Source organism: Mesorhizobium sp. M2C.T.Ca.TU.002.02.1.1, assembly GCF_003997225.1.
The window spans coordinates 1-18947 of the sequence record NZ_RZTO01000022.1 but is presented as its reverse complement, the minus strand read 5'-3'; the positions used below and the strand labels follow the sequence as shown (position 1 = coordinate 18947).

General features: G+C 62.6%; 18 protein-coding genes. 10 read left to right on the top strand and 8 right to left on the bottom strand.

Features of this window, described 5'->3' with window-relative positions:
• The first annotated feature begins 88 nt into the window (after positions 1-88).
• From EOD07_RS02425 to EOD07_RS02405, 5 genes are all read left to right on the top strand, one after another.
• Entirely contained in the window at positions 89-787 is a 699-nt protein-coding gene (locus EOD07_RS02425; RefSeq protein ID WP_052468760.1) for a GntR family transcriptional regulator, read from the top strand.
• Between the two features lie 8 nt (positions 788-795).
• Positions 796-2367 carry a sugar ABC transporter ATP-binding protein gene (locus tag EOD07_RS02420; RefSeq protein ID WP_127233808.1) on the top strand — a complete coding sequence of 524 codons (1572 nt, stop codon included), beginning with the start codon at positions 796-798 and terminating at the stop codon, positions 2365-2367.
• Positions 2364-3356: an ABC transporter permease gene (locus EOD07_RS02415; RefSeq protein ID WP_127233807.1), complete on the top strand. Its 993-nt coding sequence runs from the start codon at positions 2364-2366 to the stop codon at positions 3354-3356. Before EOD07_RS02420 ends, EOD07_RS02415 begins: the two co-directional genes overlap by 4 nt.
• Positions 3357-3416: 60 nt before the next feature.
• Positions 3417-4367: a substrate-binding domain-containing protein gene (locus EOD07_RS02410; RefSeq protein WP_040990494.1), complete on the top strand. Its 951-nt coding sequence runs from the start codon at positions 3417-3419 to the stop codon at positions 4365-4367.
• Positions 4368-4436: 69 nt separating this feature from the next.
• Positions 4437-5030 (top strand): DJ-1/PfpI family protein, encoded by a 594-nt coding sequence (locus tag EOD07_RS02405; RefSeq protein WP_127233806.1) that lies wholly within the window; start codon positions 4437-4439, stop codon positions 5028-5030.
• Positions 5031-5108: 78 nt separating this feature from the next.
• Here EOD07_RS02405 and EOD07_RS02400 read toward each other — a convergent pair whose 3' ends face one another.
• The 6 genes from EOD07_RS02400 to EOD07_RS02375 form a co-directional block, all read right to left on the bottom strand.
• Positions 5109-5843, bottom strand: coding sequence for a ribonuclease activity regulator RraA (locus tag EOD07_RS02400; RefSeq protein ID WP_127233805.1), 735 nt, complete (start codon positions 5841-5843; stop codon positions 5109-5111).
• 24 nt (positions 5844-5867) lie between these two features.
• Positions 5868-7031 carry a mandelate racemase/muconate lactonizing enzyme family protein gene (locus tag EOD07_RS02395; RefSeq protein WP_127233804.1) on the bottom strand — a complete coding sequence of 388 codons (1164 nt, stop codon included), beginning with the start codon at positions 7029-7031 and terminating at the stop codon, positions 5868-5870.
• A gap of 31 nt (positions 7032-7062) precedes the next feature.
• Positions 7063-8160 (bottom strand): sn-glycerol-3-phosphate ABC transporter ATP-binding protein UgpC, encoded by a 1098-nt coding sequence (ugpC, locus tag EOD07_RS02390; RefSeq protein WP_127233803.1) that lies wholly within the window; start codon positions 8158-8160, stop codon positions 7063-7065.
• Positions 8161-8172: 12 nt separating this feature from the next.
• The gene (locus EOD07_RS02385) at positions 8173-9063 is read right to left on the bottom strand and encodes a carbohydrate ABC transporter permease (RefSeq protein ID WP_127233802.1); all 891 of its coding nucleotides are present in this window, start codon (positions 9061-9063) and stop codon (positions 8173-8175) included.
• Entirely contained in the window at positions 9060-10019 is a 960-nt protein-coding gene (locus EOD07_RS02380; protein ID WP_040990500.1) for a sugar ABC transporter permease, read from the bottom strand. The genes EOD07_RS02385 and EOD07_RS02380 overlap by 4 nt, the downstream gene beginning before the upstream one ends.
• Before the next feature lie 138 nt (positions 10020-10157).
• Entirely contained in the window at positions 10158-11639 is a 1482-nt protein-coding gene (locus tag EOD07_RS02375; RefSeq protein ID WP_127233801.1) for a sugar ABC transporter substrate-binding protein, read from the bottom strand.
• Between the two features lie 216 nt (positions 11640-11855).
• On the opposite strand from EOD07_RS02375, the gene EOD07_RS02370 reads away from it, so the two are divergent.
• From EOD07_RS02370 to EOD07_RS02350, 5 genes are all read left to right on the top strand, one after another.
• Positions 11856-12566, top strand: coding sequence for a GntR family transcriptional regulator (locus EOD07_RS02370; RefSeq protein ID WP_127233800.1), 711 nt, complete (start codon positions 11856-11858; stop codon positions 12564-12566).
• Positions 12567-12614: 48 nt separating this feature from the next.
• Positions 12615-13781, top strand: coding sequence for a mandelate racemase/muconate lactonizing enzyme family protein (locus EOD07_RS02365; RefSeq protein ID WP_041004198.1), 1167 nt, complete (start codon positions 12615-12617; stop codon positions 13779-13781).
• A 60-nt stretch (positions 13782-13841) separates the two neighbouring features.
• A complete protein-coding gene (locus EOD07_RS02360; RefSeq protein WP_127233799.1) occupies positions 13842-15200 on the top strand; it encodes a mandelate racemase/muconate lactonizing enzyme family protein in 1359 nt (452 codons plus the stop codon).
• Between the two features lie 103 nt (positions 15201-15303).
• On the top strand, positions 15304-15630 hold the full coding sequence (locus EOD07_RS02355; RefSeq protein WP_127233798.1) for an NIPSNAP family protein: 327 nt from the start codon (positions 15304-15306) through the stop codon (positions 15628-15630).
• A 9-nt stretch (positions 15631-15639) separates the two neighbouring features.
• The gene (locus EOD07_RS02350; RefSeq protein WP_127233797.1) at positions 15640-16839 is read left to right on the top strand and encodes a mandelate racemase/muconate lactonizing enzyme family protein; all 1200 of its coding nucleotides are present in this window, start codon (positions 15640-15642) and stop codon (positions 16837-16839) included.
• Positions 16840-16902: 63 nt separating this feature from the next.
• On the opposite strand, the gene EOD07_RS02345 is transcribed toward EOD07_RS02350, so the two are convergent.
• On the bottom strand, positions 16903-17787 hold the full coding sequence (locus EOD07_RS02345) for an NAD(P)-dependent oxidoreductase (RefSeq protein ID WP_127233796.1): 885 nt from the start codon (positions 17785-17787) through the stop codon (positions 16903-16905).
• A 64-nt stretch (positions 17788-17851) separates the two neighbouring features.
• Positions 17852-18947, bottom strand: a 1096-nt coding sequence (locus tag EOD07_RS02340) for a mandelate racemase/muconate lactonizing enzyme family protein (protein ID WP_164772032.1), incomplete at its 5' end; no start/stop codon positions are given.

Here is an 18947-nt window from a genome sequence, read left to right as displayed (position 1 = left end):
GTTCATATCCTCTATAAAATCGTATAGGATATCCTATTGAATTGGCCGAAGCATCATGTTAGGGCTTGCTCCTGTCAAGAGGTAACCGATGGAAAATCCCGACCTGACGGTTGAAACCGAAGCTCGCTCAAGCGGCCGCATCCAGCGCGCCAACAGCTTGGCGGGCGATGTCTACGAAGCAATCTTCGCGCAATTGATGTCGCTGAAGATTCCGCCGGGATCACGCATTACCGTCGACAATCTTGTCAGGGAATTCGACGTCTCGCACACGCCTATCCGCGAAGCGCTCGGGCGGCTGGAAGGCGAGGGCCTGGTCGTAAAGACCCATTTGATCGGCTATCGCGCGGCCCCGCAAATCACGCGGCGCCGGTTCGATGAGCTTTATGAGCTTCGCCTTCTGTTGGAGCCCGCTGCCGCCGCCAAGGCTACGGCGGCACTGGATGAAGAGCGCCTCGCGGTCTTGCAGGAAGCGGCAGGCGTCATGGCCCGGCGGGTGGGGAAGGACGAGCGCCTGCGCTATTCCAACTTCGCGCGGCAGGACGCGATCTTTCACGACAAGATCATGGAGCTCGCGCAGAACGAGCTCATTCGCGAGACGCTGAACCATCAGCATACCCACTTCCATATCTTCCGCCTGATGTACCACTCGCGGGTCACTGAAGAAGCGTTGGATGAGCACGAGGCGATCCTCGCCGCGTTCGCCGCCGGCGACGCGAGCGGCGCAGCGGACGCGATGCGCGTTCACATCGAGAATTCGCGGGACCGGCTCCTGCCTGCCTTCGAGTGACGCGTCCCATGTCCATCGCCGCCCGCATCGACACAGATCGCTTTGCCGCGCCGAGCGACGCGCTGCCGGTCGCACCCATTTTGCGCGCCGAAGGCGTGTCCAAGCAATACGGCACCGTCACCGTGTTGTCGGATGTCACGCTCGATATCCTGCCCGGCGAGATCCATGCGGTCATCGGCGAGAACGGGGCCGGCAAGTCGACGTTCATGCGGCTGCTTTCCGGCTACATCGAGCCGACGCAAGGCGCGTTGTCCATGGCCGGACAGCGGGTGCGCTTCACCAGGCCGGACCAGGCTCAGGCGGCCGGCATTGCGCTGGTTCATCAGGAGATCCTGCTGGCGGAAGCGCTGACCGTCACCGACAACCTTTTTCTCGGCCGTGAGCTCACCAAGGGCGGCATGGTCGACGATGCCCGCATGCGCCGGCTCGCTGCGGCAAAGCTCGCCGAGCTGGGCTGCGAGGTCCCGGCGACGGCTCTCGTGCGCGACATTTCGCTGGCCGATCGCCAGATGGTGCAGATAGCCCGCGCGCTGCTCGACGAGCATCGTGTGGTCATTTTCGACGAGCCGACAGCCGTGCTGACGGGCGGCGAGGTCGAGCGCCTGCTCGCCATCATCTTCGAGCTCAAGGCACGGGGCATCGCCGTCCTATACATCAGCCACCGGCTCGACGAGGTGCAGCGGCTCGCCGACAAGGTGACCGTGCTGCGCGACGGCAAGATGGTCGGCACCTATCCGGGCCACACGCTGAGCCAGATCGACATGGCGCGGCTCATGGTGGGGCGCGAGCTTGCCGCCCTTTACCCTCAAAAGCAGGCGACGCGGACAAATCAGCCAATGCTGAGCGTGCTGAATGCAATGGTTCCGGGATTTGTCCGGGATGTGTCCTTCAGCGCGCACAAAGGGGAGATTCTGGGCTTCGCTGGGATGATCGGCGCCGGACGGACGGAGCTGTTCGAAGGGATCCTGGGACTTCGACCTGGAACCGCTACGGTGGAGCTCAACGGCGCTCCGATACGAATACGCTCCCAGCGCGAAGCGTTGGACGCCGGCATCGCCTATCTGACCGAGGATCGCAAGGGCAAGGGACTGCTGCTGCAGGAGCGGCTTGGCCCGAACCTCACCCTGTCGGCACTCGCCAGCTTCCATCCCGGCCTCGTCGTGAAACGGGCCCGCGAGGCCGAGGCCCTGGCGCAGGCGGTCTCCACCTACGACATCCGGCTGAAGAGCCTCGGCGCGCGCGCCGGACAACTCTCCGGTGGCAACCAGCAGAAGCTTCTGCTCGCCAAGGTCCTTCTGACCGACCCGTCCGTCGTCATCATCGACGAGCCGACCCGTGGCATCGACATCGCCAACAAGGCGCAGATCTATGGCTTCATCCAGGACCTCGTCAGACAGGGCAAAGCCTGCATCGTCATATCCTCGGAAATGCAGGAACTGGTGGGTATCTGCGACCGCATCATCGTCATGCGAGAGGGCAGGATCAGCGGCGAAGTCTCGGGCGAAACGATGACCGAGAGCCAGATAGCGCTGCTCGCGACCAGCGAGCGCGCGCACGTCGCCCAGGGAGGAATAAAGTGACAGCGCTTACCCAGTCCGTGCCGGCGCGAAACGAGCGGCGGTACCAGTTCTCATGGGCTGATGCAGGGCCGTTCCTTGCTCTTGCGGCGCTGCTTGCGCTGGGTTTCCTGGTCAACCCCGACTTCCTCTCCGCGACAAACCTCAGCAACGTGATCACGCGCAGCGCCTATGTCGCCATTATCGCGGTCGGCGCCACCTTCGTGATCTCGTCGGGCGGCCTGGACCTGTCCGTGGGCTCGATGGTTGCCTTCATTGCCGGCATCACCATCATGTTCATGAACATGATGGCGCCAAGCCTCGGCCTCTGGGCCATTCCCGCGGGGATGGCGATCGCGGTCGTGACGGGGCTGCTTTGCGGCCTGGCAAATGGCGTCATCGTCACCGTGGGCAAGATAGAGCCCTTCATCGCCACGCTCGGCACGATGGGCATTTTCCGGGCGCTCATCACCTACATGACCAACGGCGGCACCATCCCGATCGACAGGTCGCTGCGCGAAGCATACCGGCCTGTTTATTTCGGAACCCTGGGCGGGATCCCGATCCCTATCCTGATCTCCGCGATCGTCGCGGTGCTTGGCGCCTTCGTTCTCTACAAGACCAAATACGGCCGCAAGTGCGCTGCCGTGGGCGCAAACGAGGACGTGGCTCGCTACTCCGGCATCTCGGTGATCAAGACGCGCACCGTCGCCTATGTCATCCAAGGGGTCTGCGTCGCCGTTGCGGCCATCTGCTACGTGCCGCGGCTTGGCGCCGCCACGCCCACGACGGGACAGCTTTGGGAGCTGCAGGTCATCACTGCGGTCGTCATCGGCGGAACCGCGCTTCGCGGCGGCAAGGGGCGGATCTGGGGGACGATTGGCGGAGCGGTGATCCTCGAACTGATCGCCAACCTGATGGTGCTGTCAGACTTCGTCTCCGAATACCTCGTCGCCGCGGTTCAGGGCGTCATCATCATCATCGCCATGCTCGTGCAGCGCTTCTCCAAATAACCCGTCTCGGGACCGGGCGGGTGCCTGTGTTCGATTGGTCCACATCTCTGGGAGGTTGTTATGTTTAGTAGAAAATGGGTTGCGGCAGCCGCTGTCGGCGCCCTGATGGTCGCCGGCCAGGCGCTGGCGGCCGACAAGAAGGTGGTCGCCGTGTCAATCCCGGCGGCGGACCATGGCTGGACGGCAGGTGTCGTCTATCATGCGCAGGCGGCCGCGAAAGAGATCAACGCCGCTTTCCCGGACGTCGAGGTGGTGGTGAAAACCTCGCCCTCCGCTGCCGATCAGGTCAGCGCGCTGGAGGACCTTTCCGCAAGCCGCAAGCTCGATGCCCTGGTCATCCTGCCCTACACCTCCGAAGAGCTGACCCAGCCGGTCAAGGCCATCAAGGACATGGGCACCTTCATCACGGTTGTCGATCGCGGCCTGACCGACGCCTCTATCCAGGACCTCTACCTTGCCGGCGACAACATCGCGGTCGGCGCCAACACGGCCAAGTTCATGATCGACAAGCTCGGCGGCAAAGGGGACATCGTCGTGCTGCGCGGAATCCCGACGGTCATCGATGACGAGCGCATCAAGGGCTTCCAGGACACGATCAAGGGCACTGGCATCAAGGTGCTCGACATCCAATACGCCCATTGGAACAGCGACGAGGCGTTCAAGCTGATGCAGGATTATCTCGCCAAATATCCGCATATCGATGCGGTCTGGGCCAATGACGACGACATGCTTCTTGGCGTGCTGGAGGCGGTCAAGCAGTCGGGCCGCACCGATATCAAGCTGGCGCTCGGCGGCAACGGCATGAAGGACATCGTCAAGAAGGTGATCGACGGCGATTCCGTCACTCCGGTCGAAACGCCTTATCCGCCTTCGATGATCAAGACGGCCATCTACATGACTGTGGCCAATTTGATCGGCCAGGCTCCGGTTCGCGGCCATGTCAAGCTCGACGCGCCGCTGATCACCCAGGCCAACGCCAAGGAATATTACTTCCCGGATTCTCCGTTCTGAGAGCCGCCATCCACAATCATGGGCGAGGCGTGTTCGCGCCTCGCCGCTCCCAATCAAAGAGGACAGATCATGCCAGCCAAGAAAATCCTGATGCTGACCGGTGAGTTCACCGAGGAATATGAAATCTTCGTCTATCAACAGGCCATGGAGGCGGTCGGCCACACGGTTCATGTGGTCTGCCCCGACAAGAAGGCCGGCGATGTGATCAAGACGTCATTGCACGACTTCGAGGGCGACCAGACCTATACCGAGAAGCTCGGCCATTATGCGTTGATCAACAAGACCTTTTCCGATGCGGAGAAGCAGCTCGACCAGTACGACGCGGTCTATTGCGCCGGCGGCCGCGGGCCGGAATATATTCGCACCGACAAGCGCGTTCAGGCGATGGTGCGGCACTTCCATGAAACGAAGAAGCCGATCTTCACCATCTGCCACGGCGTTCAGATCCTGATCGCGGTCGATGGCGTCGTGCGCGGCAAGAAGGTCGGGGCCTTGGCTGCCTGCGAGCCGGAGGTGACGCTCGCCGGCGGCACCTATATCGACCTGTCGCCGACCGAGGCCTATGTCGACGGCACGATGGTTTCGGCCAAGGGCTGGACCGCGCTTGCGGCCTTCATCCGGGAATGCCTGAAAGTGCTCGGCACGGAAATCCGGCACGGCTAGGTTTGGTGCGCAGGAGGTACTTGGAGCGGGTGAGTTCGTGCCGCTCCAAGTACATAAATCGCGACTTTCGTCAGGCGGTTAACGCCTTGCGTTGCGCCACGCCTCGTACTCTCCACGAGCATCGTCGTGCAGCGGATAATAGCGCTGCAGGGGTGCGCCCTGCATGAGCTTCTCCCGGGAAAACTCTTCCCAATCGTGATGCTTCCGGGCCTCCTCGATCACCATGGCCGCCATCGAGACGGGAACCACCACCGCGCCGTCGTCGTCGGCGACGATGATATCGCCGGGGATCACCGTGACGCCGCCGCAGGCGATCGGGACGTTGACCGCATTGGGATAGATGCTGGTCTGCACATGATAGTTCGGCGTCCAGCCGCGCAGCCATAGCGGCAGATCGAGCTTTTCGACATTGGGCCGGTCGCGCATGCATCCGTCGATGACGATGCCCGCGCCGCCCCGGCCCTTGAAATAGGTCGACATCATATCGCCGAAGACGCCCGACCTCATGTCGCCGCGTGCGTCCACCACGACCACGTCGCCCTCCTGCGCGTGGTAGAGCACATGCCGGTGCAATTGCGTTTCCGGATCGGCATATTCGCCTTCGTTGAAGAGGTCCGGCCGTTGCGGCAGGAACTGGAGCGTCAGCGCCGGTCCGACGATCGACTTGCCGTGGTTCTGCGCCACCGGGCCGACCATATGCGGACTGCGGAAGCCCATATGGCCGAGCGTGCCGGCAACCGTCGCGGCGCCGATCTCCTTCAGCGCGTCGATCAGGTCCTTGGGCGGCCGGGTGATGTCGGTTGTATGCGTCATTGTCGGACTCCGGGTGAGATGGAATTACCAGTTGGTGACGGAACCGTCGCGGCGCTTGAGATGCGGCGCCTCCCAGAAACGGAAACTCTGCGCCTTGATCGCCGCCTCGTTGACCTCGACGCCAAGCCCCGGCAGATCGCCGACCGGGTAATGGGTGCCGTCCAGCCGCGGTTGCACGGGAAAGAACTCGGAATTGTCGAAGCCCAGCTTCCTTTCCGGCACCCTGGTTTCGAGCCAGGCGAAGTTGGGCACCGCGGCGCCGAGATGCACGGTCGCGGCGGTGCACACCGGGCCAAGCGGATTGTGCGGCATCAGGTCCACATAATGCGCCTCGCTCCAGCCGGCGACCTTCATCGCCTCGGTGAGCCCGCCGACATTGCAGACATCGAGCCGGTTGAACTGGTGGATGCCGCGCTCGATATAGGGCAGGAACTGCCACTTGCTGGCGAATTCCTCGCCGATGGCGAAGGGGATGTCGGTCATCCTGCGCAGGGATTCGTAGGCCTCCGGCGTCTCGTCGCGGATCGGTTCCTCGAGGAAATCGAGCACGCCGCGGCCAAGCTTGTTGCAGAAGCTCGCCGCCTCGGCCACCGACAGCCGATGATGGTAGTCGATGCCGAGCACCACGTCGTCGCCCAGCGCTTCGCGCGCCGTGTTCAGCATGGCAGCGGTGGCGCCGATCGACTCGCGCGGCTCGAAAATGTCCTTGCTGCTTTGCCCGGCGGGGAAGAAGCGGATCGCCTGCCAACCTTGCGCGCGCAGTTCGCGGGCGCGTTCGATGGCGACGTCGCCTTCGGCCTCGTCTCCGGTCGAGGCGAAGGTCGGGATGCGGTCGCGTTGCTTGCCGCCCAGAAGCTCATTGACCGGCACGCCCAGCGCCTTACCCTTGATGTCGTGGAGGGCGATGTCGATGGCGGAGATCGCCGCCTGCAGAACCCGCCCGCCTTCGAAATACTGGCTGCGATAGAGCTCCTGCCAGATGCGGCCGATCTGCATGGCGTCGCGGCCAATGAGAAACTCGCGATAATGCTCGATCGCGCCGGCCACGGCCTTCTCGCGACCGCTCAAGCCGCTCTCGCCCCAGCCGGAGACGCCCTGGTCGGTCTCGACCTTGACGAGCATCTGATTACGGGTCCCGACCCACACCGGGTAGGGCTTGATCGCGGTGATCCTCATCTTCGTCGTCATCCAAGCCCACGTTCCACGCCTGTTGCCCGCGTCAGTTGGCCCTGAGGGCCATTTCCGTTTCGCCGTCGAACAGGTGCATGCGCTCCTGGTCGAACTCGAGCCAGATCTGTTCGTCAGGCGCCACGGCGATGTTGGGCGACACGCTGATGTTGACGATGGCGCCGGAGAGGAAGGCCTGCACGAAGGTGACGTCTCCGGTCGGCTCCACCGTATAGGCCTTGGCCGGAATGGCGCCGGCGACCGCGCTCTTGTGCAGCTTGATCGTCGAATGGCGTGCGCCGAGCACGATCTTCCTGGTGGTCGCTCCCTGGATCTTGCGCGCGTTGGCTTGCGACAGCGCGAGGGACCAGCCCTCGGCGCTGGTCAGAACGGCATCGCCGTTTGCGGTGGATGCCTCCAGCGGAATGAGGCTCATCGCCGGGCTGCCCACGAAGCTTGCGACGAACATGTTCACGGGATGGGCGAAGACCTGCGCGGGCGAATCGTATTGCTGAAGGTAGCCGCCATTCATCACCGCCATCCTGTCCGCCATGGTGACGGCCTCCAGCTGGTCGTGCGTCACATAGATAATGGTCGCCTTCAGGTCCTGATGGAACCGCTTGATCTCGGACCGCATCTGCACGCGCAGCTTTGCGTCGAGGTTGGAGAGCGGCTCGTCCATCAAAAACACCGCCGGATCGCGCACGAGCGCGCGGCCGAGCGCCACGCGCTGTTGTTGCCCGCCCGAAAGCTCGCGCGGCTTGCGTTCGAGCAGCTGCGTCATGTCCAGCACGCGCGCCGCTTCCCTGACCTTCTTGTCGATCTCGTCCTTGGGCAGCTTGCGCATCTGCAGCGGGAAGGCGAGGTTCATGTAAACCGACTTCTGCGGATAGAGCGCGTAGTTCTGGAACACCATGGCGATGTCCCGGTCCTTGGGGTCGAGGTCGTTGACCACCCGGTCGCCGATAACGATGTCGCCGGACGTGACCGATGTCAGGCCCGCAACGAGATTGAGCGTGGTCGTCTTGCCGCAGCCCGAAGGACCGACGAGCGCGACGAACTCGCCGTCATTGACCGTCAGCGAAACCTCGTTGACGGCTTTGAAGCCGCCATAGGTCTTGACGAGATCTTTGAGGACCACGTGGGCCATGCGGGCAGCTCCTTAGTGCTTGACCGCGCCCTCGGTCAGGGCGCGCACGAAGTATCGTTGCAGGAGGAGGAACAGCACCACGACGGGCACGCTCATCATGAAGCTGGCCGCCATCAGGCCAGGAAAGTCCGTCGTGTTCTCGGAGAAGAAGCGCTGGATGCCCACCGGCAGCGTCAGCTGTTCGTTCTTGGAGAGGAAGGTGTAGGCGTAGATGTACTCGTTCCAGGCGCCGATGAAGGAATAGATCGCGGTGGCGATGATGCCCGGCGTCGAGAGCGGCATCACGATCAGGATGAAGGCCTGGAACCGCGTTGCGCCGTCGATGCGCGCCGCCTGTTCGAGCTGCACCGGAATGTTGTCGTAGAAGCCCTTCAAGAGCCAGATCGCCAGCGGCAGGCCGAAGGTGAGGTAGGTCAGCACAAGCGAGCCGTGCGTGTTCACCAGTCCGATCGCGCGCATCAGGATGAAGAGCGGCACGAGGAAGATCACCGCCGGGAACATGTTGCGCAGCAGGACGGCGAAGAACAGGAAGTTCCGGCCTGGGAAGGTGAAGCGCGAGAACGCATAAGCCGCGGGAACCGCCACGATCACCGAAAGGATGGTCGTGGCGGTCGAGACGATGAGACTGTTCCAGAAGAAGCGCAGGAAATCCTGGCCGACGCTGTTCTGCGGATCGAGCAGCTTCTGGTAGCTGGCAAGGGTAGGCTGGTCGGGCCATAATTGCGGCGGGAATTGCATCGCCGCGAATCCGGACTTGATCGAGGTGCTCAGCATCCAGACCATGGGCAGGGCCGTGTAGAGCAGCATGAACACGAGGAAGAGGCGCCCCGCCCATCGCCACCCATCGACGCGCTGGCGGCGACGGATCTGGTCTCGAGAGGCCGTTTCGGCAATGGTGCTCATGCGTTCCCCTCCTTCCGCTCATTGCTGCTCAACGCGCGGACATAGAAATAGCCAAGCGTCATCAGGATGAGGAACAGGAGCACGGAGTAGGCCGCCGCCACACCCCAGCGCTGCCGGCCGAAGGCGAGCTCATAGATATGGGTGATCCAGATATGCGAGGCGTTGGACGGACCGCCGCCGGTCATGATCCAGGGGATGATGAAGGAGTTGAAGTTGGCGACCGCGAGCAGCAGGATCGTCACCGTCGAGACATTGCGCAAATGCGGGAAGGTGACGTGCCAGAAGCGCTGCCAGGCATTCGCCCCATCGACTTTCGCCGCGCGCAGCAACTGTTCGGGAACCGTCTGCAGACCGGCCGTCATCATGATCATGGCGAAAGGGAACTCGCGCCAGATGTTGACGACGATAAGCGAGGGCAGCACCGTTGAGACGCTGTCGATGAAATTGGGTGGCCGCTCGGCCCATCCGAGCTCGACCAGCACCGCGCCGATGATGCCGAAATCCGAATGGTAGATCCACTTCCAGATATAGGAGGCGGCGACGGCGCTGATGACCCAGGGAATGATGAGGATGGCGCGCAGGACGCCGCGACCGATGAAGTCGCGGTGCAACGCCAGCGCGGCGGCAAACCCCAGGACGAAGGAAAAGAAAGTGGATGCGGCTGTCCAGATCAGGGTGTTGAAGGTGACCTGCCAGAACACCCCGCTGGTCAGGATGGCCGTGTAATTGTTGAAACCGACGAAGATCTTGTCACGCAGTTGCAGGCCGGGCGGCGTGTTGAAGAACGACAATTCGATCGTGTAGTAGATCGGATAGGCTATGACGACGAGCATCACGGCAATCGCCGGAAGCACATAGGCATAGTCGGCGCGATGCTCCCACATCTTGCGGAGCACATCGGACCTGCCGGATTGCAATGGTCTGCGAGCCTCGGCCTTGCCGCTCACGATCGTCACTTTGGCGTGCCCTTGTTCATCGGAACGAACCGGCTGCGTTGTCGGCGCAGCCGGTGAGATCGCAGGTCAGACTTCTAAGTCAAACAAGCAGAGCATGATGTCGTCGGAAAACCGCTTCACGCTTTTCGGCATCATGCTCTAGAGTCCGCCGCCCATCAGGTCCTTCACCTTCTTGGCCGCGTCGTCCGCCGCCTGGTCGACGGTCATCGCCCCGGTCAGGGCATTCTGCAGCATATCCGGGACGATGATGTTCATGATCTCAGGCGACTGCGGCAGCGCCGGGAAGGGGATGCCGTAGGGCAGCATCGACGTCGTGACATCGAGGAACTTGATGCTGTCCAGGCGCTCCTTCATCCATTTGGTCTTGAAGCCGTTGAGGTTGCCCGGGTTCGAGCCGGCATAGGCCATCTTCAACGACCATTCAGGGCTGGTCCACATGCAGATGATTGCCTTTGCCGCCGGCTCATCCACCTTGCCGCCCTCGACATATTCCGGCTTCAGGATGTGGATGTTCGAACCGCCGAACACCACGGCGCGCTTGCCGTCGGGACCGGTCGGAATGAGGCCGTAACGCATATTGTCGATGACGGTCTGGGCCTTCTCCTTGTCGGTGCCCGTCGCCTTCTTCTGCAGGTCGAGCATGACGTTGTAGTCGGACGGATGCGAGATCATCATGCCGAGCTGGCCGGCAAGGAAAAGCGGCTGGTTGTCGGCCTGCTGGTTGGTGAGCGCCGAAACCGGCACCGATTTGTCGCGGACATACATGTCGTAGGAAGCTTGCAGCGCCGCCTTGCTTTGCGGGCTGTTGAGCTCGATGTCCTTGTAGGTCGGGTTCGCTGCCGCTTCGTCGAAGACGCCGCCGCCATAGGCCCATAGCTGCGGCATGAAGCGGTACGGCGTGTTGCCGGCATTCTTGCGCGCAACGAGGCCGTAGCCGGCAATGCCGAGCTTGTCGTGGATCTGCTTTGAATATTTGACGACGTCGTCCCAGGTTGCCGGAGGCTTGTCCGGATCGAGACCCGCGCGCTTGAAGATGTCGGCATTCCAGATGAAAGCCATCGTCTCGTTGTTGGTCGGAATGCCGTAGGTCACGCCGTCCCAGGTCACCGCCTTCATGGCGCCGGGCCAGAAATCCTCGGTCGAATAGCCGACGTCCTCGGGCTTGAGCGGCTGCAGATAGCCCTTCGACGCGAATTCGGTACCACCCAGGATCTGCAGGCGGACCGCCATCGGCGCGGCATTGCCAAGGAGCGCGGTGCGGAACTTGTCGAGCAGGTCGTTGTAGGTGAGGGCCTGTTCCTCGAGCTGAATGTTCGGGTAGGTCTTGCGGAAGGTTGCGAAGAAATCCTTGTAGTATTGGCGCAGCAGGTCGGGGTCGCCCTCGAACACGCCCTGATACCAGAATGTCAGTCGTCCCTTGTAGTCGAGCGGCGTGACCTTGGCGCAATCGCCGGCCGTGTCAAAATCCTGCGTGCCGGCAATCGAGCGGACATATTCAGGCGACCACTTGCTCAGGTCGACTGGCGGCGCCGCCAGTGCTGAAGCGGACATCAGCGACATCGTCAAAGCAGTGGAAACAGCGCCGCGCAGGACGGCACCGCCGCTTGTGATCCTCCTCATAGGTCTCCTCCAGGTTCTCCCATGCCGCTCTGCGTCGAGGCAAGCGGTCCTTGGTCGTTCGATCTCGGGGATATTTCTCCGCCCTAATGTATCCCTTCGATCACTTCATACGTTTTCAGATCGCAGAATAGCTGTCAACGCAACAAATCGTACATTGTTTGTCGAAGATGTGCATGATATCGATCGGATCGTGTATTGGACTAAGGGGGACTGGCCTTGGTGGAAACGAGCGATTTCAAAGCAGAACCACCCGAGGGGATTGACGCTCTCGGGGCATCAAGCGAGGGCGCCTCGCTTTACGAGCAGATAAGGGAAGACATCATCGAGGGACGGCTGGCTGCCAACGAACGGCTCGTGGTCACCGATCTCGCTCGCCGCCACGGCACGTCGACCAATCCCGTGCGCGAGGCGCTGCAGCTGTTGCGCGGCGAGGGCTTCGTCACCTTCATTCCCAACCGGGGCGCGCGCGTCCGGCCCATAGATCAGGATTTTGTCCGCGATATCTACGAGATCGGTGTTCTCATCGAGCCCGCCCTGACGCGCTGGTTTGTCGGAATGGCGACCGAGGAGGACATCGCCGAACTCGAACGGCTCCAGGGCCTGATCGAAGAGAACAACTTCGCCGACACATTCAGGCACAGCGAACTGGACACCGCCTTCCACACCGTGATGTACCAGCGGCACTACAACCGCCACGCAGCCGAGCTCTGGTGGAAGCACCGCGAAGTGCTGCGGGCCGTGAGCCGCCGTTTCAATTTCACGCTTGCCCGGCGCGCCGCGATCATCCGCGAGCATCGCGAGCTCATCGCGTTGGTAAAATCGGGAGAAGCCGACAAGGCGGCCGAACTCATTGCTCGCCATGTCGAGGGCTCCGGCCGGCATGTTCTCGAACACATGCGCGCGCGCAGCGCTGCCCAGGCAGGGTAGCGGATCCGCAACGTCGTCAGCCTGGCCATTTCAGAGAGGATAGTTCAGATGAAAATCACGAGCATTCGGCCATGGCTGATCAAGTCCGACGCTTCCTACTGGGGAGAGTACCTGTTCGTCGAAGTGACGACCGACGAGGGGGTGAGTGGTTGGGGCGAGATCACCACCACGACGAAGCTCGCCAACCGCGCGCTCTGCACGATCCTGCGGCAGATCGGCGCCGCCGTGACAGGCGAGGATCCGGCGCGCATCGAGCATCTCTGGCACAAGATCTTCCGCAGCTTCACCTATATGGGCAGCCGCGGCGCCGCGGTCGAATGCGTGAGCGCCATCGACATAGCGCTTTGGGATATCCGCGGCAAAGTGCTGGGCAAGCCGATCTATGAGCTGCTGGGCGGGCCGGTGCGCGACGAAATCGCGCTTTACACCCATCCCAACCAGACCAAATTCACCAGCAAGGAAGCGGTGGTCCGCGAGATTCGCGACATCGTGGAGTCCGGCCACACCGGGCTCAAGTTCGATCCGTTCCCCCACCAGGGTCCCAGCGTCGATGGCGTGGCCCGCGAAAGGCGGGACGGCTATCTCGACGGTAGCATGACCCGCAAGGACGAGCGCGAGGCGGCCGAGCTCACCGCTCTCATCCGCGAGACGGCGGGGCCCGATGTCGACATCCTCATCGACGCGCATGGGCGCTTCGATGTTCCGACCGCCATTCGTCTCTGCCGCAGCCTCGAGGAGGCCGGCCAGATCGACTGGTTCGAGGAGCCGTGCCCGCCCGAGAGCCTCAACGCCCTCAAGCAGGTGCGCGAGAAGGTCAGCGCCGCCATCTCCTGGGGCGAGCGCGGCCATACGAAATGGGATTTCGTGCCGGTGCTCGAGGGCAAGCTCGCCGACTACATCATGCCCGACGTCACCTGGACCGGCGGCATCACCGAGCTCAAGAAGATTTCCGCCCTGTGCGAAGCCTACTACGTCCCCGTGTCGCCGCATGACGCCGCCGGACCGATCAACGTGGTCGCGGGAGCGCAGGTGATGATGACGGTTCCCAACTTCTACAAGCTCGAGACCTCGGAATGGAACCTGGGCAAGTACGACCACCTCATCGACAAGCCGCTCGACGTTTCGAACGGCCACCTCAGGCTGACGACGAAGCCGGGTCTCGGTGTCGAGATGAACCGCGACTACCTGCAGGCCCACGAGATCGAGCTGGCCTAGCGGCGTTCCAAGTCGGCAAGCGGGCGGGGCACAACCCATCGAGCAGAACGAGGACGAGTCATGCCAAAAACGGATGGAGCCGACGCGGCCCTCAATCGGGTCAACACGAATTCCAAGCCGTCCGACCTGCACATCACCGACATGCGGGTGGCCGAAATCGTCGGCGCGCCATTCACCTCGGCGCTGCTGAAGATCTACACCAACCAGGGGATCGTCGGGCTTGGCGAGGTGCGCGACGGCGCCAGCGCCACCTATGCGCTGATGCTGAAGAGCCGGCTGCTCGGCGAAAACCCCTGCGATGTCGACCGCCTGTTCCGCCGCATCAAGCAGTTCGGCGGCCATGGGCGGCAGGGCGGCGGCGTATCGGCGGTCGAGATCGCGCTCTGGGACCTCGCCGGCAAGGCCTATGGCGTCCCGATCTACCAGATGCTCGGCGGCAAGTTTCGCGACCAGGTGCGCGTCTATTGCGATACGGACGCCGAGAAGCCGAGCGGCACCGAGACCGGCAAGCGCCTGAAGGCGCGCATGGAGCGCGGCTTCACCTTCCTCAAGATGGACCTGGGCTTGATGCAGATCGCCCACATTCCGGGCGCTGTGACAGCGCCCGCCGGCGCGCTCGAAGGATTTCACGCCAATCCGCGTGGCCGTGGCGGCACGATCGAGGAGCGCAAGGCCCGTAACCTCGCCTATGACGCGCAGAACGTGCAACACCCGTTCACGGGCCTGCATTTCACGGAAAAGGGCATCGACCTGCTCGAGCAATATATCCACGAGGTTCGCGAGGTCATCGGCTACGAGATCCCCTTGGCCATCGACCATGTCGGCCACATCTCGCTGCAGGACGGCATACGCCTGTCGCGCCGCATCGAGAAATATGTCCCCGCATGGCTCGAGGACGTCATTCCCTGGCAATACACCGAGCAATACCGGCAGCTGCAGCAGGCGACCTCGGTGCCGATCTGCACCGGCGAGGACATCTACCTGAAGGAAGGCTTCGAGCCTTTGCTTGCGAGCGGCGGCGTCTCCATTATCCATCCGGACCTGCTCACCAGCGGCGGCATCCTCGAGACCAAGAAGATCGGCGACATGGCGCAGGACCACGGTGTCGCCATGGCCATCCACATGGCCGAAAGCCCGATCGCCGCGATGGCCGCGGCCCATGTCGCGACCGCGACCGAGAACTTCATGGCGCTCGAATACCATTCCGCCGATGTCGACTGGTGGGACGACATCGTCACCGGCATCCCCAAGCCGCTTGTGAAGGACGGCTTCATCACCGTTCCGGACAAGCCGGGCCTGGGGATCGACGATGTGGTCGACGAGGTGATCAGCCAGCATCTGCAGCCCGGTGTCACGGGGATATGGCAATCCACCGGGCATTGGGACAATGAATATAGCTGGGACCGGACCTGGAGTTAGCCCAGCCCCCTTGCCCTCATTCCCCCAGGCTCACAGGGCCACCGACCGACCATTCATGTCGACCCCTTCGAAGGGAGAGGCGAAGAAAGAAACGGACGAAACCATGATCTACGAACTGCGTATCTATGACTGCCTGCCGGGCAGGCTGCCGGCTTTGCTCAAGCGCTTTTCCGAACAGACGCTGGCCATATGGGAGAGCCATGGCATCCGCCAGGCCGGGTTTTTTACCACGGCGATCGGCGAGAACAGCAATCGCCTCACCTATTTCCTCGCCTGGGAATCGTTGGCCGAGCGTGAGGCGAAATGGACGGCCTTCGTCACCGATCCGGTATGGCACAAGGCCAAGGACGAGTCTGAGCGCGACGGGCAGATCGTTGCCAATATCAGCAGCCAGCTGCTCACGCCGACAGCTTTCTCGTCTGTGAAATAGGACTGCGCCATGAAGATCACCGACCTGCGCTGTGCCGTCATCGGCAAGCACCCCATCGTCCGCGTCGTCACCGACGAGGGTCTCTACGGCCTGGGCGAGGTCGAATACACAAAGACCTACCTAAAACCCTTCGTGTTGCATTTCCGCGAGGCGCTGATCGGCGAGGATCCGACCGACGTCGAGCGGGTGATGCTGAAGATCCGCCAGCGCGGCTCCTTCAAGCCCTATGGCGCGGCGGTCAGCGCCATCGAGCATGCGCTGTGGGACATCGCCGGCAAGGCCGCGGGCGTGCCGGTCTACAAGCTGCTCGGCGGCAAGGTGCGCGACAAGGTGCGCGTCTATAACGGCTCGATCCGCCGCAAGCGTACGGGCGACCGGCCGGAGGACTACGCGGCCGACGTCAAATGGATGATGGAGCAGCCGCAGAACTTCTTCATGGTCAAGCAGGGCATCTCGTTCCACTCCAACATGAAAGACAGTGTCGAGGGTTTCCACTACGGCGTGACGCAGAAGAAGGCTGGCTATCACGGCGCGATGGATCAGGGCGTGATCAGCGAGCGCGGTTTCAATCACATGCTCGACTGCGTGATCGCGATGAAGGAGGTGCTGGGAGACAAGGTCAGCCTGGCGCTCGACTGCGGCCCGGGCTGGATGCTGCCGGACGCGATCAAATTCGCCCGGGCGGTCGAGAAGTACAATCTGATGTGGCTCGAGGACATGCTGACCGGCGACTATGTGCCGTGGGTCAATCCGCAGGCCTATCGGGAGCTGACCACCTCAACCTCGACGCCGATCCATACCGGCGAGCAGATCTTCCTGCGGCACAATTTCAAGGAGCTGATCGAGACCCAGGCCGTGCGTGTCATCGGCCCCGATCCGGCCGACATAGGCGGCATTGCCGAGCTCAAATGGGTCGCCGAGCACGCCTATATGCACTCGATCCTGATGGCGCCGCATGGCACCGCCAACGGCCTGCTCGGCCTCGGCGCGCTGATCAATGTATGCGCCGCCTTGCCCGCGAACTATATCGCCTTCGAATATCCCAGCGCCTCCGACCCTTGGTGGGAGGACCTCGTAATCGGTCTGCCGAAGCAGATCGTGAAGGACAGCATGGTGGATCTGCTGGAAGCGCCGGGGCTGGGCCTCGATATCGACGCCGAAGCAGCACGGAAATATCTCAAGGAAGAGGATGCGGGCTTCTTCGACTGAGCTTCCTGGCAACCCGGCCTTTGGGTGCCGGGGACTGCGGCGACTGTGAGGTCGCCGATCAGTTCACTGTGTCCGCCAGTCATGCTCTTGGCGGAACCCGAGGACGTCGCGCAACTTCCGGTTCGAGATCGGTCCTTCGAATACGTCCATGGCGCGGGTGACCGGTATGTTGGGCGCATGCTTTTTGAGAAACTCCGCCGTCGGCAATTCAGACACGATGTTGTCGTTGACGGCGTTGAATATCTGGAACCCCAGGCTGTCCTTCTCGATGCACAGGTGGACGATCTGGCCGAGATCGCGCGCGTCCATATAGGTCCAGGCGTCGCGCCGTCGCTTCGAGGGATCGGCCAGGAATTCCGGAAAGCGGGTATAGTCATGCGGTTCGACGACGCCGCCGATCCGCAGCGCATAGATGTCGGCTCCCGTGCGGGAGGCGAAAGACCGCGCGATCCTCTCGCCCAGCAGTTTGGAAAGGCCGTAGCTGTCGGTCGGATCGGCGTCGTAATCCTCATCCACCGGGAACGACGTGAAATCGCGTTCACCTTCGGCAAAACAGACGCCGTAGACCGTTTCGCTCGAAGCCGTGACGATCTTGCGGACGCCGAGCTTGGTGGCGGCCTCGATCACGTTGTAGGTCGACTGCACATTGGCCGCGAACATGGCGTTGTCCGGCCGCAGGAATATGCGCGGCAGCGCCGCGAAATGGACGACGGCGTCGACCGGGCGGCGACCCTTGCCGCCGAAATACTCGCTGAACCCGAAATGCAGCGTCAGCGCATTGTAGGTTTCGCCGGCGTCGGCAAGGTCGGTGATGACGGTGTCGACACCCGGCACATCGAGCGGCGTCAGGTCGAGATTCAGGACCTGATGCCCGCGTTTCAGCAGATAGGGTATGACGTGACGGCCGATCTTGCCGCTGCCGCCGGTGAAAACGATCCGTTTGCCCATGGCTTCCTCACAACGGGTTCATCTGATCGAACAACGGCATCCGGCCTGCAGGCCGGATGATCCGTTATTCAAAAATGCCGAAGCCGGGCACGGCGTGTTTATGGACGCCATCCATGTTGAGCTCGACGCCGATGCCGGGCACGTCGGACACGGCGATATGCCCGTCCTCGACGATGGACCTCGCGCCGTTCGGCAAGCGGACATAGCTGTCCCATGCTTCCCGCTCCTCGAGCGCGTGCCATTCCAGAACCAGGAAGTTCGGCACGCTGGCGCAGACATGGCATGTCGCCATCGTGCCCAGCGGCGTCGACACCAGATGCGGCGCGAAGGGCACGTAGTACATCTCGGCGAGGTTCGCGATCTTGCGGCTTTCCGCCAGGCCGCCGCATTTCGGCACGTCGGGCATGACGACGTCGGCGCCGTAATTCTGGAACAGCTCGCGGAAGCCCCAGCGCAGGTAGAGGTTTTCCCCGACGCAGATCGGCGTTTTCGTACGCATTCTGATCTGCTTCAGGGCCTCGACATTTTCCGCCGGGATCGGCTCTTCAAGCCACAGAAGATTGAAGCGCTCCATCTCGGCGGCGATGCGGCTGGCGCTGAGCACGTCATAGCGCGCATGCAGGTCGATGCAGAGATCGATGTCCGGGCCGACCGCTTCGCGCACCGCCGCCACACGCTCCACCATGAAGCGGAGTTCCGCGCCGTTGATGGTGTGGTTCATCCGGTCGAATTTTGTTGGATGGTGCAGATTGTCGATGTCGAACTTCAGAGCGGTGAAGCCCTCCTCAACCATGCGACGGGCGCGGGCCGTACATCCTTGCGGCGATCCCGATTCGTCATCGCCGTCGCCGCAATCGGCGTAGAGCCTTATCCGGTCGCGGAACTTGCCGCCGAACATGCGGTAGAGCGGCTGGCCGGCGGCTTTCGCCGCCACGTCCCATAGCGCCATTTCGAGCCCGGTGAGGGCGATGAGAAAGACGCCGGCCTGCGCGCCGGAAAACACGTGATCGCGGCGGATCTTGTCCCAGCAATATTCGACATTGCGCGGGTCCTCGCCGATCAGCTCCGACTTCAGCTCCGAGATCAGCCCGACGATTGCGGCCGCGCACGCATCGGGATTGGCTTCGCCATAGCCGGAGATGCCGGCGTCCGTATCGATC